Origin of the sequence: Pseudomonas juntendi (assembly GCF_009932375.1) — a bacterium.
Taxonomy (GTDB): Bacteria; Pseudomonadota; Gammaproteobacteria; order Pseudomonadales; family Pseudomonadaceae; genus Aquipseudomonas; species Aquipseudomonas juntendi.
The window spans coordinates 14,936-31,073 of the sequence record NZ_BLJG01000123.1 but is presented as its reverse complement, the minus strand read 5'-3'; the positions used below and the strand labels follow the sequence as shown (position 1 = coordinate 31,073).

Genomic DNA, 16,138 nt, shown 5'->3' with positions numbered 1-16,138 from the left:
CAGTGCGGGTGCATTCGCACCGCACTTCGCGCTGCCTTCGGCGCAGCCGTCCAACGTGCAGGCGTCTTGCCTCGAACGCGCCTGGCCTGCGGCCATTGGCGTGTTCGCCGGCGGGCTGGCTGCTGGTGCAGCAGCGCCGCCGGGCCGCCGATGCCCGGAGCGGGAGCGAGGGGCAAAGGCGGAAGGCAAGACAAAAGGACGCGGCACCGGGCCGCGTCGAAGGCCTGTCTGCACATGGGGGTGGCGCGGCACGGAGCGGCTTTGCCGCCGTGCCGCGTGGGGCGCGAGGCCCGCGCCAATGCAGGCATGTCCGCGTGCTTCGCACGCCCGGAGACGCCGGAGCTTGCCAGGGGCGCTGCCATGACCGACCGCCGCGACGACGATTTCCGGGTGCGCCCTGGCGCGCCGAAGAACCGAGGCAAAGGCCAGGGCCAGAGCTTCGTTTCCAAGGTGCTCAAGCGGGCTGGCAAAGCCAGCGGCGGCAAGTCGGCGGTGCGCCGTCCTGTCGCTGGCGGGAGCGGCCAGCACGCGGGCCAGCGGCCCGGCTCACGGCTTGGGCGCGGCCATACGGCAGCGCGCTTCGCAGGTGCAAAGCTGACACCCATGTCACGGCGCGTGACCGTCAAGACGCTGCTGGTCAACCAGCGCAACGCCAGCCCGCAGTCGCTCGCCAAGCACCTGCGCTACATCGAGCGCGACGGTGCCGGCCGGGACGGCGAGCCGGGCCGTGCCTACGGGCCGCAGACCGACCATGCCGACCTCGATGCCTTCAAGGAACGCTGCCAGGACGACCGACACCATTTCCGTTTCATTGTTTCCCCGGAAGACGGAGCCGAGCTGGACGACCTGCGCACCTACACCCGGCACCTGATGAACCGCATGGAGGCCGACCTGGGAACGCGGCTGGATTGGGTGGCGGTCGATCACTGGAACACCGACAACCCGCACACGCACCTGATCGTGCGCGGACGCGACGATACCGGCAGAGACCTCGTCATCGCGGGCGACTACATCGCCCACGGCTTCCGCCATCGCGCCGCCGAGCTGGCGACGGAATGGCTGGGGCCGCGCACCGAACTGGAGATCCAGCAGACCTGGCAGCGCGAGGTGAAGCAAGAGCGGTGGACGAGCCTCGACCGCACGTTGCAGCGCGAGGTCGGCGAGGATGACCGGGTGCGGATCGAACGCTTCAACGAACCGACGTTGCAACGCCAGCGCCTGCTACTGATCGGCCGGCTGCAACGCTTGCAGCGGCTCGGCCTGGCCGACGAGGTGCAGCCCAGCACCTGGGCCATCCATGCCGACGCTGAGAAGACCCTGCGTGCCCTGGGCGAGCGTGGCGACATCATCCGCACCATGCAGCGCGCCATGAGCGGCCAGCCGCGCGAGCTGGCGGTATTCGAGCCGGCCGACGACGGCCGTACCCTCGTCGGCCGCGTGGCCGCCAAGGGGCTGGCCGACGAGCTGCACGACCGCGGCTATCTGGTCATCGACGGCGTGGACGGCAAGGCCCACTACGTCGCTTTGAACGCCCGCGACGAACTGGCGAGCTACCCCACCGGCGCGGTGGTGGAGGTGCGTGGTTCCGCCGAGGTACGGGCGGCGGACAAGAACATCGCCGCACTGGCGAGCGATGGCCTGTACCGTACCGATCATCACCTGGCGATCGAGCAAGGCCGAGCCAAGCCCGGCCGCGACCCGCAGGAAGTCGTCGCGGCCCACGTCCGACGGCTGGAAGCCCTGCGCCGGGCCGGCATCGTGGAGCGCGTGGCGGAAGGGCTATGGAAAGTGCCGGACGACCTATCCGAGCGTGGGCGCCAGTACGATGCGCAGCGACTGGGCGGCGTGGCCGTGGACCTGAAATCTCACCTGCCGATCGAGCGGCAGGCCCGCGTGATCGGCGCCACCTGGCTCGACCAGCAACTGATCGGCGGCGGCCGGGGATTGGGCGACCTGGGCTTTGGTGGCGATGCCAAGCAAGCCTTGCAGCAGCGCGCCGACTTCCTCGAAGAACAGGGGCTGGCCCAGCGGCGTGGGCAGCGGGTGATTCTCTCCCGGAATCTGCTGGAAACGCTGCGCAATCGGGAGCTGGCGCAGGCCGCCCAGCACATTGCCGCCGATAGTGGGTTGGAGCATCGGCACGTCACAGACGGGCAGCGCGTAGCCGGCATCTACCGGCGCTCGGTCATTCTCGCCAGCGGTCGCTATGCGCTGCTCGATGACGGCATGGGGTTCAGTCTGGTGCCTTGGCGGCCGATAATCGAGCCACGACTGGGGCAGCAGATCGCCGCGACTGTACGCGGCGGCGGTGTGTCATGGGAGGTTGGACGGCAACGAGGTCCTGGGATTGGATAGGGGCCGTAGGCTGTCGTACCGAGTTAAGGTGTCGAGCAGCGTTCTGGCCCTAGCTTCTGTGCTCCGTTAAGGCGACTAGTCTGTGCTTATCGCCGACGCTGTGGGTGCATGGTTGCTTGCCGATTCCGGTGCAACTCGCAAACGCGCTGCCCCGACCTGAACTGCCCATTCAACGATCTGCCCGGCCAACACGTCCGTCGCGACACCGAACGCGCTCACCACATCTGCCTCTCGCTTGCTGCCTGTAGCTTGGATTGCTTCGAAGCGTCTACTGGCAATAGCAGTCCGTTTGGCCGGATCGACCAGTTGCACATCGAGCCGAACCCGAACCGCGGCGATCGCTTCAGTGCCGCGGTATTCGAGCTGGAACGCCCGTAGCGTACTGCGCAACTCCATATCGGCGCTCATTGGCGTGCTATCGGTAATCACCGAAGTCGACCGCCCATCGCGCATGAAGGCTTCGACGATTCGGTCGCGTAGCAGCACCGGTGCGGGGTCGGCCCAACGCACTCCTTGCCAAGCCGACAAGCGACCATCGGGCTGCGCAATGAAAAGCCGCTCCGAATCCAGGACGCGACTACTCTCAGGGGCGTAGACGCGCAGCGCCCCAGGTCCAGGAACGGCGCGTGGCGTACTCTCCGCCTGGGCGATGTGATAGTCGGGCAGTTTGTAGGTGACCATTGGAGCTGTTTTGGGAAGCACACTGCACGCGGACAAGCCGAGTACTAGCGTCATAGTCGCGGCAGCGACGGGAATCATCCTGGCGGAAGTGTTCACGGCTTGGTTTCCTCAATGTTCTCTCCACCGAGCAGGTATTGCGCCGGATTGCGATCCAGTCGGCGCAGCACGGTGTTTAGATTGGCCAGCGCCTGCTGGAGTTCGTGCATGGCAGGGCCTGTGGCGGCCATGCCTTGGTTCAGCGATTCCTGATTGTTTTGCAGTAGCGTCTCAACCCTGAAAGCGGCGCGTTCGAGGGATGCCGTTGCATCACGCGTGTTCACCATGATTTGCTTACCATCGTTATTTAGTAGCAGGTTGGCATCGCGAAGAGTGCTATTTGCTTGGCGCACGGCAGCTGTCGATTCTCTGCTTGCTTCGGTCAGATTGCTGATTAACGTCGCGATCTCGGCCCTCTGGTCAGCGACCGCGCCCGTAGTCTGTTCGAGATTCACTAGACTGCGGTGCACAAGAGCCAAATTCTCCTTCGACAGTAACTCCTGCGTGCGCAGCAAGATGCCGTTGAGTGTCGTCATGCTGTTACCCTCGCCGGAGACCAGGGATGCCATCGCCGAACGTGGCGCGAGGATCAACGGTTCCTCGTCCTCTTTCCGATCCAGCAATGGCACGTTTGGCCCACCGTCGCTCAACTCGATCACCGCGTTGCCGGTAATTCCCGTGATGACCAATTCAGCGCGGGTATCCTGCCGGACCGGGATGGTGGCATTGATACGCACGCGCGCTATCGCCCGCCTTGGGTCAGGCGGCGAAAGAGAAAGTGCAACGACTTCGCCAATCGTGATTCCGCTGTACTGAACCTGGCTGCCGGGCGTAAGCCCGGTCACTGGCTCATCGAACATGATCCGGTAATACTGGTAATCGTGGTCGGAACGTGTGTCGCTGAGCCAGAGCGCGAAGCCGATACCAATCGCACCGAGCAGCACGACGAACAGACCAATGAATACATGATGGGCACGTGGCTCCATGATCAGACCACCTCGTTTTCAGAGTGTAAATATTGCGTGCGCCCAGCCCAATGCGTGCGCGACGGAAGAATGATGCAGATGCGGAAGGGTTTCATGGCTGCGTCTCTTGGCTGGAAGCACCAGTGGCCTGTGCGGCCGCACGGCCACGGGGGCCGTGAAAGTATTCCTGTATCCACGGGTGCTTGAATCGCTCGACTGCCTCGATGCCGTCGTTGATGAGTACCTTCTGGTTCGCCAGGACCGCGACACGGTCGCATATGGTGTACAGCGTATCGAGGTCGTGGGTTACCAGAAACACCGTGAGACCCAGTGCATTGCGCAGGGTCAGAATCAATTGGTCGAAAGATGCAGCCCCGATTGGATCCAGTCCTGCGGTGGGTTCGTCAAGAAACAGGATGTTCGCATCAAGCGCCAAGGCTCTCGCCAGTGCTGCTCGTTTCACCATGCCTCCGGACAACGAGGCCGGATATTTGTCTCCCGCTCCGGCAGGCAACCCCACCAAGCCCAGCTTGCTTCTTGCCAAACGCTCGGCAAGAGGCCGCGCCAGACCGACATGCTCGATTAAAGGAAGAGCGACGTTCTCCAAGACGGTCAGCGATGAATACAACGCGCCCTTCTGGAACAGAATGCCGAACCTTCGCTCCATACGCGCGCGTGCAAGCCATTGGGCTCGCAGTAGGTCGCGCCCCCCGATACGGACCACGCCCGAATGCGGCTTCTGCAGCCCGACGATGCTACGCAAGAGCACGGATTTCCCGGTGCCTGATCCTCCCACCACGCCAAGGATTTCCCCGCGTCGCACGTCCAGGTCCAGGTCCTGATGGACCTGCTGGGTTCCAAACCTGTTGTCTAGGCCGCGCACTTCAATAGCGTGTCGCACACCGTTGTCGGTGTCTTCCTTCACCGCGCTCACCAGCCCATCTCCATGAAGAACAGTGCAGCGATGGCATCGATCAGGATCACCATGAAGATTGATTGCACAACACTAGAAGTCGTGTGGTCGCCTACCGACTCAGCGCTACCGGCGACCTTGAACCCTTCATGGCAGCCGATAGCGGCGATCATCACCGCGAAGAGCGGGGACTTGCTCATTCCGACAAGAAAATGGCGCACCTCGATTTTTTCCTGCACGATGGCAAGGAACTGTGCAGGAGGAATCTCCAAGCTCAGTGCGCATACAGTGGCGCCGCCCACAATGCCAGCCAAGATGCCTACTAATGTGAGCAGTGGCAAGGACACAAGAAGCGCCAGCACGCGTGGCAGCACCAGCAACTCGATGGGGTCGAGCGCGTTGGAGCGAAGCGCATCGATCTCTTCATTTGCCTTCATCGAACCGATTTGGGCGGTATACGCGCTTGCGGTACGGCCTGCAATCAATATGGCCGGGAGCAGCACTCCGAACTCGCGCATGAACGAGAAGGCGACCAGATGCACCGAGAAGATGCTCGCACCGAAGTTGGCCAGCACCGTTGCGCCCAGGAACGCCACCACCATTCCTACCATGAAGCTCAGTAGCGCCACGATGGGAATGGCGTCCACCGCTGACCGCTGGATTTGAGCGATCACCGAGGTCGTGCGCCAGCGACGCGGGTGACGAACGGTACGGCTCCATGTTTCGATGATCTGACCCACGAACCCGGCCAGACCAAGACACGCACGACAGCCCTGTTCCACGGTCAGGCCTATGCGTCCCAGACCGCGGAGCAGAGGATTCCCGCTCACCGCTGCTTTGTCCGTCTTCTGCTGAGCGGTAGCAGCGGCGGCAAGCGCTTTCATTAGGGCGAGGCGATCCGGGGACAGATTTGGAGCTGCCTCCGGCCGGTCGAGTATCGAGTCTGGCCCGAGAATTTCCACCAGCAGAGCCGCGCCGGCGGTGTCCAGTCTCTGGACTTGCGTCCAGTCGAGCAAGGGAGTGGCGTACCCCTCGGCATGGCTGATGCGGGCGGCGGACACGGATTTTGCCAGACTGGCGTAGTGCTCTATCGTCCAGTCGCCACCCGCCAGCCATTTGTGATCACCGCCGACCATGGCATCCTGCCGGAGCCAAGCCTGTGAAGCGTTGCTCATGGCTGCGTGTCCCGCCAAGCGCTGTCGATGCGCTCGATGCAGTTCGTGATCGCCGCTTTGGCATGACCCAGCAATGTGTACGAACCGGCGAACTCTTTAATGACGTTGCCGCGCTCGAAGCAACTGGCGGCAGCAACGCGTCGTCCCGTACTTACATCGACTGCTTCGAACTCTAGGCTGGCACCGCCCGTCGTCACGGGTCCAACCAGCAGGGTCGTCATTGCATTGACTGCCCGATTCGGTGTCTGCAGTTCGGTGACCGCTACACGCACCCGAACCTGTCCCGTGCCACCTGGGGTGGCGGGACTTTTGCCTTCCTGGCGTTTCAGTTCGCTCGTCACATGGTCTAGCACTTCACGCTGCTGCGCGTCATCGAGCCCATCGATGCGACCCGAGGCGGTCTTGATCTGCGCATCTTCCACCACGACAGCGGCATAACGCTTGGGCTCGAATCCCGCTGCGCGGTACATCAGTACGTTCTCGTATCGTGTCGGCGATAACTTCTCGTAGTCGCCGAGAAATCCGGAGCGCGTCATGCTGTTGGTCGCGCATCCAGAGAGCGCGGCTGCTACGCAAAAAAAAATGCCGCCGCGGATCAATGCAGTTTTGCTCTTCATAATGGGTCTCCTTGATCAAACGAAACTAAGACAGGCAATGCCTGCTGCGATGAGGGCGGTGCCAGACCAGCGCGTCACTGATGCGAGATCGCCTAGCAAGAGGGCGCCGATACCCAAGTTTCCAAGTAGCCCGATTCCTGCCCAGGCTGCAGAGGCCGCGCTGATCGGAATCCGCTTGAGCGCGAGCCACAAAAGTGCGCCGCTGGCCGCCATGCACGTCACTGCCACACAGAGGCCGACCCAGCGCGTCGGACCGCCCGCCGTGATGGCCCGCAGGCCCAATGGATAGCCCGCTCCTAGAACCCCTGCGGCAATGACAATCGACCAGGATTTCCAGATCAGCGGATGGATGCTGAATCGCATAAGCCTAGCGAGACATACGGATGAAGCGTGGGTACATACGAATTCTGAGAATGCGCAGCACGAGGCGGTCCGCAAGAGACTCATGAGCGATCTCCATGCGCGGTGGCGGCACTCAGGCTCCACGGCCCAATTCGCTTGATTCCAAACAGGACTTCGTAAAGCAACGGAATCAAGCCCAACGTCACCAGCGTTCCGAGCGCCAGCCCACCGATCATCGCGATCGCCATCCCTGTCCATAACGGTCCGGAGAAGAGCATGAGTGGCACCAGTCCCGAAATGCAGGTGACCTTGGTCATCACGATTGGACGAAGTCGTTGTATCGCGGCCCCAACCAAGGCTTCATGGCGCGGCAGGCCTTCCGCTAAGCCCTGGTCGATGCGTTCCAGCAACAGCACGGCGTTGTTGACAATGATCCCGAACAAGGCCAGTACGCCGAAGGTCGCCATGAAGCTGAAAGGTGTGCCGGTTAGCTTCAGAGCCAATACCACGCCGATAAGCGTGAAAGGGATCGTCGCGAGGATCACACCGAGCTTGCGGAAGGAATTGAACTGCCATACGAACAGCATCAGCATCGCCAGAAATGCGAGGGGCATGTAGGTCGACAGCGCGGCGTTCGATTCGGCAGCTTCCTCGATCTCGCCGCCAAGTTCGACCGAGTAGCCCGCGGGCAGGTCCAAGGCAGCGACGCTAGGCACCAGGCGGTTGACGATCTCCTGGGCGGTGTAGGAGGTGTTCTGTCCTTGCACGGTGATCGTGCGGATGAGATTGCGCCGTTGGATGACCGATGGCTCGCTCGCGAGCGATACGTCTGCGACCTGGGCCAGCGTCACCGCCGGACCGCCGTTGCTGGGATAGATGAGCGTCGCGCCTACGTCTGCCGTGCTGCGACGCTCGCTTACGATGCTGCGCAGGACGATCGGAACGGAGGTGTCACCGTCGCGAATCACCGAGATCGATCGGCCGCTGTAGCGGACATCCAGCCCGCCAGCGATGTCTTCAGTCGTTACGCCCGCCCGACGCGCGCGGTCCTGGTCAACCTTTACGTCGATGCGGCCAATGCGCGTATCCCAATCGTTCTTGACGTTGATGGTTCCGGGCAGCTTGCGCAGTGCTGCTTCGATTTTGGACGCAGCCTCCAACAATACCTCCTCATCCGGACCGCTGACACGATAGATGGCGGTCCCTGATTCGGTCGCACCGAGCGAGAAGCGCTTGGGCTCGGCGCGCACGTCGCCATGTGCGTGCGCAAAGTAGCTGCGGGTTCGGGCGAGGACAGCGTCGATGTCGCTCTTCGGCTTCAGTGTGACAACGAAGTACGCGATGTTCGATGCCGGCAGCGGTGGATTCAGGCTAAGGATGAAGCGAGGTCCACCATCGGCGACGTAGCCGATGTGATCGGAGACTTCTGGATTGATGTTCTTGTCGCCCAGCCAACTACTGATCTGCTTCACGCGTGCGAGCGTTTCGCGCGAATCCGTACCTGGGGCGAGCTGCACCGGAATCTGGAACTGAAGCCGGTCGGACTTGGGCATGAAATCGTAAGGCAGGGTGGTGAAGCCATACAGCGCAATGGCAAGCGCCGCGATCATCGACGCTACATAGACCGCCTTATGGTGGAGAACCCACTCCAGTACGCGCCGGTAGCCACGGTAGAAGCGGGTGTCATACGCGTCGCCATGCTCCTGCTTGTGGTGGGGTTTGGCGAAGTGGTAGCACAACAGGGGCGTGACAGTCAGGCACAGCAGCCACGATGCGAACAACGTCAGTGCCAGCACGACCACGAGATTGTGCAGATACTCGCTCGTGGCGTTCTGGCCAAAAAAGAACGGCGAGAACACGATCACGATCACGAGCGAGGACGTGAGCAGCGGAATGGCGAGCGTGCGGCCCGCCTCGAGGCAGGCATGCTTACGATCTTCGCCACCGGCTAGGCGGCGTTCGATGTCTTCGGCAATCACAATGCCGTTGTCCACCAACAAGCCGAGCGCAATGATGATGGCGCCCATCGAGACGTTCTGAAGCTCGATGTTCATCGCGCGCATGACGATGAGTGCACTGAGGATCGTCAACGGCACGATCATGCCCACGATGATCCCGGTTCGCCAACCGAGGAATAGCACGACGACACCGAGGACGACGATGATCGTCTCCATCATGACGTGGTTCATTTTGCCCATCTCGTGCTTGACGACATCGGCCTGGAAAGTGACGTATGACAGATCGAAACCCGCCGGCAGCAGCTTCTCCTGGTCTGCAACCCGTGCTTTGAGCGCTTTTCCGAACTGCTCCACGTTTTGACCAGAGGCCATCGAAACCGCCATGACGACCGCGGGCTGGCCTTTGTAGATGGCGGCAGACTCCGGCGGATCGGCTGGCCGCACACTCACCTGCGCCAGTTCACCCAATGCGATCGTCGGCATGGGCGCCGTACTACTTTGCGGTCGCGGCAGCGCGATCGGCATTGCTCGCAGGGAGGGAGCGTCACTCACTTCGCCACTGACCGCCAAGGTTGCATTGATGCCGCCGACGACAATTTGTCCACCCGAAGCGACGACGTTCTGTTTGACGAGTTGGTCGATCACCCCCTGTGGTGTCAGCTCCAATCGCGCAAGCCTAGGCCGATCGAACTCGAGATAGACGCGCTCTTCCTGCAGGCCGTAGAAAGTGATGCGCTCAATACCAGGCACGGTGTACAGGCGGTCGCGCATCTGCTTGAGCGCGACGCGCATCTCGCTCATGGAGTAACCTGGTGCAGTGACCGCAATCGAGGCAACCGCGACGCGGCCGAAGTCTTCGTCGACGAAAGGCCCCATCGTGCCCTGTGGTAAGGCATCCTTCGAATCGGCGACCTTGGCCCGGACGCGCTGCCAGATCGGTGCCAAGTCGGTGTAGCGGTCCCAGATCGTGACCTGGATCATGGCGCTGCCTGCGCGCACGGTGCTCGTCACGCGCTTGACCTCTGCCAGTTCGCGCAAGCGCTCCTCGATCGGCCGGGCAATGAGTTGCTCAACGCGTTCGGCGGGCAGCCCCGGGTTCAACGCCGTGACCATCGCATCGCGGACCGTGACAGTCGGCTCCTCCTGAGAAGGAAAATTCAGGAAGGTCGCGATGCCGGCGACGAAAATGATAAGCGCTACAAAGTAGGTAAGTCGACTGGCGCGCAGCGCCATCTCGGTGATCTTCATGATGAAGTAACCTGGTGGATCGCGTTAGCGCTTGGTCAATTGAGTGGTGGCTTCCAGTGGTGTCACTGGCTGTCCATCGGTGAGCCATCCGCCTCCGGCGGCAACCACCGTCTCGCCGGGCTTAAGTCCAGCGAGGACGCGCGCGCTGTCTCCTTCCTGTGCCGGCGTGAAGCGCACCGCGCGACGGTGCACCTTCTTATCTGCAGGGGTGTAGACGAAGACGGAAGCCTCACCCGGCTTCGTGCCGAGCACCAGCGAGGCATAAGGGACGGATACAGTCTCGGGCCGAGAGGTCTTGGAGGTCGCCGCAGGTGCGTCGAGCACGACCTGTACGGGAATACCTGGCCGAAGTGCGCGCGCTTGCGCGTTATCTTCAGGCACTAGCACCACGGGTAGGAGCGAGCCATTTTCGGCGCGCAGACCGACACGACGTACCACCGCTCGGATTGGTTGTTCGGCTCCGCTCCAGAACAGTTCTGCGCGTTGGCCGACATCTATGTGAGGTGCCTGTGTAGTAGACGCGTTCGCGATGATCTCAGTGCCACTGCGCACACCGTCGACCTGAAATACCGGCGCACCAGCAGCAATGTCGGTGAACGCCAAAGCCAGCTTTTCCGCCACGACACCATCGAAAGGAGCGACGATCATCGTGCCACGTTGTGCTCGTTCGGCCAGGCCAAGCGCTGCCTTGGCAGTGCGCGCTTGGCCCTCTGCGACCGCTAGCTGCGCCTTGGCGCTCTCGAACGCAGCAGGGGAGATGACTTCGCTTTCGAGCAACCGGCGCTGTTGATCTGTCTGTACACGTCGATCCATCAGGCCGGCTTCGGCGGCCGCCAGGGATGCTTGCGCTTGCGTCACGCGAAGCCGGTCAGGTTCCGCATCAAGTTCTGCCATGACTTGACCGCGGGCGAACCGTTCACCCACGTCGACGTTCAACTTGGCGATCCGTCCTCCTGTTTCAAATCCTAGGATGCTGCGCTCGGTTGCTCGCGCCGAGCCAGTCAATTCGATGCGGGAGCTATGCGGAAGATCCGACTGCGCGGCGGCGAGCTTCACTGCGCGCGGAGGCTCGGATACGGTGGATTGCGAGTTTCCGCACCCTGAGACCAGGGTCGAAATGAATAGTGTGCAAGCAACCGTCAAGGAGCGCAGTGCGCACGCGGTCATGAAAGCTCTACGGACGCGACTCATGGGTGTCCTTTCGCAGGGATCAGTTCGAGATGGCCCGAGGCGAGATCCTGGAGCGCCCGAAAGAAATGCCGCCGCTCTGCGGGTGCGAGTATCGGCAGACCCAGGAGATCGGCGAACAGGGCGCCATCCAATGCCAGCATGATGAGTGCCGCGGTCTCGGTGCCACGCGGGGATCGACGCACGCGTTCGTACTGCACGCGATAACACTCGCGCAGTGGGTCGAGAAGTGTTGGATCTTCCGCAGCTGCCGCGAGCAGCGCTGCGCCCATCTTCTGCATCTCGTCGTCGGGTATCGCTTCCACCTGGCTCGACAGCCAGGGGTCCGGGTCTCCGGCAAACCTGCGCTCGTGATTGGCTTGTACCGCGTCGAACGCCCGGATCATCTCGTCGATCAGTGTCACGAACAAATCGCGTTTGGTCTTGAAATGATAGAGAAACGCCCCTTTGCTCAACCCGGCCCGCACGACGACGGCGTCCAGCGTCAGACGACTGGCGCCTTCCTCCAGCACCAGTTCGCGAGCGGCCTGCAGGATGCGCTCGCGAGTTAGCTGGGCTCCTTGCTGGAGAACGGGCTGCGCATCGGTGCTGCTATGGGCGGTGGACGGGGGGGGCAACTTTGTTTTCGCGCGAGGCGGCATGGTCGTGCTCCAAAAAAAGCTTGAGTCATATACAGTCCAGACGGTATAGTAGAAGGCGTAAAACAGTCCGTCAAGACTTTTTCGGAATGCAAGGACCTGCCATGTCTCAAATTCTTGAACGCTATCGCCTCATGGCCATGATTTCGCCGCTAATGCTTCTTGCGGCTTGCAGCCATGCTCCGCACTCTGCCGATCCGCCTCGCCTGGATGTACCGGCCCATTTCTCAAATGAAGAGGGAGGTGAAGGCATCCTGGACAAATCATCCCGCCGTACTCTTCCCGTCGACTGGTGGACGGCCTACGGCGATCCACAGCTCAATGTCCTAGTCCGGGCGGCGCTGGAGCGCAACACCGAACTGTCGATTGCGCGCGCGCGCGTCGACGAGGCCTCGGCCGCCACGCGGCGAGCACGGGCCTCCCTGCTCCCCTCGTTGTCCGCGGGCACGCAGGCAACTCGAGGACGCGACTATTCAGAGAACGTTGCGATCGGCAATGATGGCCGCGCCACGTTGTCTGCATCGTGGGAGGCAGACCTGTCGGGGCGGCTTTCGCAGGCAGCAGAAGGTGCGCGCCTGGATGCGGTGGCAGCCGAACAAGCGTGGGTTGCCACGCGTTGGCAGGTCGCGTTTGAAACAGTGTCGGCGGCTGTGCAGCAGCGCCAAGCCAGTGAACTCGAAGCGCTCGCCACGGCGCGGCTGGCATCCGCCGAGCGACTCGTCTTGCTGACACAACGGAAGTTCGAGGCCGGACAAGCTACCGGCTTCGACATCGAGCGAACCCGCTCCGGCGTCGTCGCACTGCGTGTGGAGCAAGAGCAACTTCGGCGTGCGCGCGGCGAGGCGACGCATGCACTTGATGTACTAGCGGGACAAACGCCCGGAGCGTCTGCAGCTTCTCCGACTCTTGCTTCACTCGCCGCCCCCAATTGGACACCGACACGCATACCTGCGGACCTGCTGAGTGAGCGGCCCGACGTGCGCGCCGCCGAAGCGAAGTTCGCAGCCGAAACCGCGCGCTGGAACGCAGCCGAAGGCGAACGCTTCCCTAAGCTGGTGTTGGACCTGAGCGGCGGACGGCAGCGCGTTGAGAGTGCGGGGACGCGCATTACCGGCAACATTTTTTCACTTGGGGCCGGGGTTTCGTTGCCGATCTTCGATGGTGGCGCGATCCGTGCCGGCATCGAGACCGGAGAGGCGCGCAGCCGAGCTGCGCGCGCGGAGTTCGAGCGCACTTTGTTGAGTGCATTGCAGGACGTAGAGAACGCATACCTCGGTTGGCATACGCAGCACGCCGCACTGGAGCATCAGACCGAGGGGGTCGCAGTCGCGGAGCGTCAGCTCGATCGCAGCCGCCGTCTGTTTGAGGCGGGACAAGTGGACGCCACGGTGGTGGCCGAGGCTGAGGCGGGGGTGATGTCAGCGCAGGCTTCGCTGATCCGCACGCGGGCCGAGACAGCCGTGCAATGGGGTGTGCTGGCAAAAGCACTATCCGGCCCACCTGTTTGATCGGGGAAGCTTGCTGGAGCAGCTTGCGAAGGCTAGATAGCGTGGCGCAAGGCGAAGGTGGTGAGGCCTAAGTGAGGAGGAATGCGAACATGGAAATTCGGCATCTGCGCTACTTTCTAGCGGTGGCAGAGGAACTGCACTTTGCCCGAGCCGCAGAGCGCCTCCACATCGAGACATCGCCGCTGTCGCGCGCCATCAAAGAGCTTGAAGAGGAGTTGGGCGTAGCGCTATTTGCGAGAACCACTCGGAGCACCCGCTTGACTCGTGCAGGCAGACTCTTCTTTGAGAGCGTACCCCGTGTCTTCGCAGCTTTGCAGCAGGCGCGCGACAGTGTGAACGCCGCAGCCAATGGCTTTCATTGCCAGCTCCGTATTGCATTGTCTGATGGAATCACGCCATCGCGCCTGCCTGCGTTGTTGGCGCTCTGCCGGCAGGAAGAGCCGGAAGTGGAAGTTCGCTTCTTCGAAGTGCCTTTGTCACAGCAAATCAAGGGATTGTGTGGCGAACTGTACGATCTCGGCTTCGCTCAATCGGATGAAGTCGGCGAAGGCATCATCGCCGTGCCGGTGTGGAGTGACCCTCTGATGGTAGCTGTGCCCGCACGGCACCCCTTGCTATCCCACAAACAGATTCCCCTGGAAGAGCTGTTGCGGTATCCGCTGGTGCTCTGCGACGCGGTGGCGTGTGAGGGCCATGCTCGGCAAGTTGAACGGGTGCTACGTCGCGTGGACATTGAGCCTCTAATTGCCGAACGCGTGACTTCCAGCGATCTAATGATGGTCCTGGTTTCGGCGGGACTTGCACTAGGCCTCACAGGAGGTGCGCATATTACTGCCAGCAGGGAACAGGGTGTGGTCGCACGGCCGCTGACTGGAGGTTCGCCCATGCTCACGACCTATCTGCTACGACCGGCCAGCGAGCCGTCAGAAATACTGACTCGCTTCATGGAACGCGTTCATTCGATCAAATCTCCAGACGCCAAAAGTCGGCGGTAAACCATCACACAATCTCCCAAGGAAACTTAACCATGAAGAAGATTGCTCTCATATTGCTTTCCTCGACACTGGCAGCCTGCAGCCCATCCGGGAAACCAGATAAAGGCAACCTTCCGACGGTCGATGAATTAGCGCTCAATCCTGAGCGGCTGAAAAAGTTGCGCCAGCAATGCAAGTTGGATCGTCCTATGCTGGGCGACCAACTATGTAACCGGGTTGCCGAGGCTACGCGAAAGCGCTTTTACGAAGATGGCGATGTGCCCTACACCACACCTAAAGAGCCGCCGAAGTTCTAAGCTGGTGGTCACGCTGGAGTATGTATGCCGGATATGAAAAACTTGAAGGAGAATTGCAATGGGCTGGATCTATCTTGTTTTGGCTGGATTGTTTGAAATCGGATGGCCGGTCGGGCTGAAAATGGCGCAAGAGCCAACATCGCGTTGGAGTGGGGTCGCAGTAGCCGTCTCTTTCATGACAATTAGCGGCGCCTTCCTATGGCTTGCTCAGCGTCAGATACCGATTGGGACTGCTTATGCGGTGTGGACGGGTATCGGAGCGGCGGGAACGTTCTTAGTCGGAATTCATTTCTATGGCGACCCAACCTCCCTGATGCGATACCTTGGCGTGGCGCTGATCATCCTGGGCGTTATCACGCTCAAGTTATCGAGTTGAGTACTAGCTCCTTTGATAGCGTAGTCACTGGGACACCCTGCGACACAGACTGGATCGGGTTCTGGGAACTCGCACGGTCACCTCCTCCTAGTCGTTATATGTGGTGAGCTTGCCGCAGCCTCGGGAGAGTTCGAGCCAGTGCGCGTAAGGCGGTGGAGCAGCCATTCCGGGTGCTCCACCTTCAGCTCCTGCAAAGGTGGAGAAAGAGTGTGGGTTGGCTAGCATGGCGCGGCCAAGAATCACCAAACCCATCTACCTGCCAGCGATCACGTGCTCGGCCATTCGCGGATCGTCGATGCCCCAACTCACTGCCACAGGTAGCCCAGTCTCGCGGCTCATGCGTTTGGCAAAGGGGCTGACGCGACGGCCGGCAACCAGCGGCTGGCCATTCGCTTCCTTGACATTAACCAGTCCGGCTCGGCCGTGGCAGGCCGCCGCGACCACCCTGCCGTCAGCCCAAGCGCCCGACAGCAGATTGACGAGCGCCCCGCTCCGGGTAAGTCCCACATGGTGCCATGGCCGCCGGGCAGGAACATCACCGCACCCCCTTCCGGGGCGATGCTGTCGATCTTCAGCGAGCCTTCGAGCTTGTCCATCGACACCTTGTCATCGAGGAAGCATTCCACGCTCGGCGGGTTCATGCCTTCGCTCGCTATGGAATGAGGATCCACCGGAATCTCGCCGCCGGCGATTGACGCAATATCCACATTGGCACCTGCATCGACCAAGGCGTAGTACGGGGTGGACTGTTCCTCGAACCACACGCCGGTCAGGCGCGGGTCGTCGCCCATCGTTGCCTGCGAAGTCAAAACCAGCAGAATCTCGAGGGGAGTTCCCATCATGGTTT

At 61.7% G+C, this 16,138-nt stretch carries 15 protein-coding genes; 5 read left to right on the top strand and 10 right to left on the bottom strand.

The genetic code is table 11. From position 1 onward, the window contains the following. Positions 1-360 precede the first annotated feature (360 nt). The gene (locus GYA94_RS17165) at positions 361-2,355 is read left to right on the top strand and encodes a relaxase/mobilization nuclease and DUF3363 domain-containing protein (protein WP_016487835.1); all 1,995 of its coding nucleotides are present in this window, start codon (positions 361-363) and stop codon (positions 2,353-2,355) included. Positions 2,356-2,430: 75 nt separating this feature from the next. Here the strand turns inward: GYA94_RS17165 and GYA94_RS17160 are convergent, their stop codons facing one another. The 9 genes from GYA94_RS17160 to GYA94_RS28255 form a co-directional block, all read right to left on the bottom strand. Next, positions 2,431-3,036: an ABC-type transport auxiliary lipoprotein family protein gene (locus tag GYA94_RS17160; protein ID WP_223231737.1), complete on the bottom strand. Its 606-nt coding sequence runs from the start codon at positions 3,034-3,036 to the stop codon at positions 2,431-2,433. Positions 3,037-3,128: 92 nt separating this feature from the next. Next, the gene (locus tag GYA94_RS17155; RefSeq protein WP_016487833.1) at positions 3,129-4,058 is read right to left on the bottom strand and encodes an MlaD family protein; all 930 of its coding nucleotides are present in this window, start codon (positions 4,056-4,058) and stop codon (positions 3,129-3,131) included. Between the two features lie 91 nt (positions 4,059-4,149). Next, positions 4,150-4,938: an ABC transporter ATP-binding protein gene (locus GYA94_RS17150; protein WP_028689679.1), complete on the bottom strand. Its 789-nt coding sequence runs from the start codon at positions 4,936-4,938 to the stop codon at positions 4,150-4,152. A gap of 29 nt (positions 4,939-4,967) precedes the next feature. Continuing rightward, the gene (locus tag GYA94_RS17145; protein ID WP_016487831.1) at positions 4,968-6,125 is read right to left on the bottom strand and encodes an MlaE family ABC transporter permease; all 1,158 of its coding nucleotides are present in this window, start codon (positions 6,123-6,125) and stop codon (positions 4,968-4,970) included. Beyond that, positions 6,122-6,742 (bottom strand): DUF3313 family protein, encoded by a 621-nt coding sequence (locus GYA94_RS17140; protein WP_016487830.1) that lies wholly within the window; start codon positions 6,740-6,742, stop codon positions 6,122-6,124. The genes GYA94_RS17145 and GYA94_RS17140 overlap by 4 nt, the downstream gene beginning before the upstream one ends. A gap of 15 nt (positions 6,743-6,757) precedes the next feature. Next, the gene (locus GYA94_RS17135; RefSeq protein ID WP_032665245.1) at positions 6,758-7,105 is read right to left on the bottom strand and encodes a DMT family transporter; all 348 of its coding nucleotides are present in this window, start codon (positions 7,103-7,105) and stop codon (positions 6,758-6,760) included. A gap of 80 nt (positions 7,106-7,185) precedes the next feature. After that, on the bottom strand, positions 7,186-10,290 hold the full coding sequence (locus tag GYA94_RS17130; RefSeq protein WP_016487828.1) for an efflux RND transporter permease subunit: 3,105 nt from the start codon (positions 10,288-10,290) through the stop codon (positions 7,186-7,188). A 24-nt stretch (positions 10,291-10,314) separates the two neighbouring features. After that, positions 10,315-11,346 carry an efflux RND transporter periplasmic adaptor subunit gene (locus tag GYA94_RS17125; protein ID WP_223231736.1) on the bottom strand — a complete coding sequence of 344 codons (1,032 nt, stop codon included), beginning with the start codon at positions 11,344-11,346 and terminating at the stop codon, positions 10,315-10,317. A 131-nt stretch (positions 11,347-11,477) separates the two neighbouring features. Next, positions 11,478-12,119, bottom strand: a complete 642-nt coding sequence (locus tag GYA94_RS28255) for a TetR/AcrR family transcriptional regulator (protein ID WP_028689677.1) — start codon at positions 12,117-12,119, stop codon at positions 11,478-11,480. A gap of 101 nt (positions 12,120-12,220) precedes the next feature. Here GYA94_RS28255 and GYA94_RS17115 point away from each other — a divergent pair, with 101 nt between their 5' ends. From GYA94_RS17115 to GYA94_RS17100, 4 genes are all read left to right on the top strand, one after another. Further along, positions 12,221-13,624: an efflux transporter outer membrane subunit gene (locus GYA94_RS17115; protein ID WP_016487825.1), complete on the top strand. Its 1,404-nt coding sequence runs from the start codon at positions 12,221-12,223 to the stop codon at positions 13,622-13,624. An 89-nt stretch (positions 13,625-13,713) separates the two neighbouring features. Next, positions 13,714-14,619 (top strand): LysR family transcriptional regulator, encoded by a 906-nt coding sequence (locus GYA94_RS17110; protein WP_006378999.1) that lies wholly within the window; start codon positions 13,714-13,716, stop codon positions 14,617-14,619. A 32-nt stretch (positions 14,620-14,651) separates the two neighbouring features. After that, positions 14,652-14,915, top strand: a complete 264-nt coding sequence (locus GYA94_RS17105; protein ID WP_016487824.1) for an EexN family lipoprotein — start codon at positions 14,652-14,654, stop codon at positions 14,913-14,915. Between the two features lie 58 nt (positions 14,916-14,973). Then, positions 14,974-15,291, top strand: a complete 318-nt coding sequence (locus tag GYA94_RS17100) for a DMT family transporter (protein WP_000539741.1) — start codon at positions 14,974-14,976, stop codon at positions 15,289-15,291. A gap of 335 nt (positions 15,292-15,626) precedes the next feature. On the opposite strand, the gene GYA94_RS17095 is transcribed toward GYA94_RS17100, so the two are convergent. After that, positions 15,627-16,133, bottom strand: a complete 507-nt coding sequence (locus GYA94_RS17095; RefSeq protein WP_006378996.1) for a type 1 glutamine amidotransferase family protein — start codon at positions 16,131-16,133, stop codon at positions 15,627-15,629. Positions 16,134-16,138: the final 5 nt, after the last annotated feature.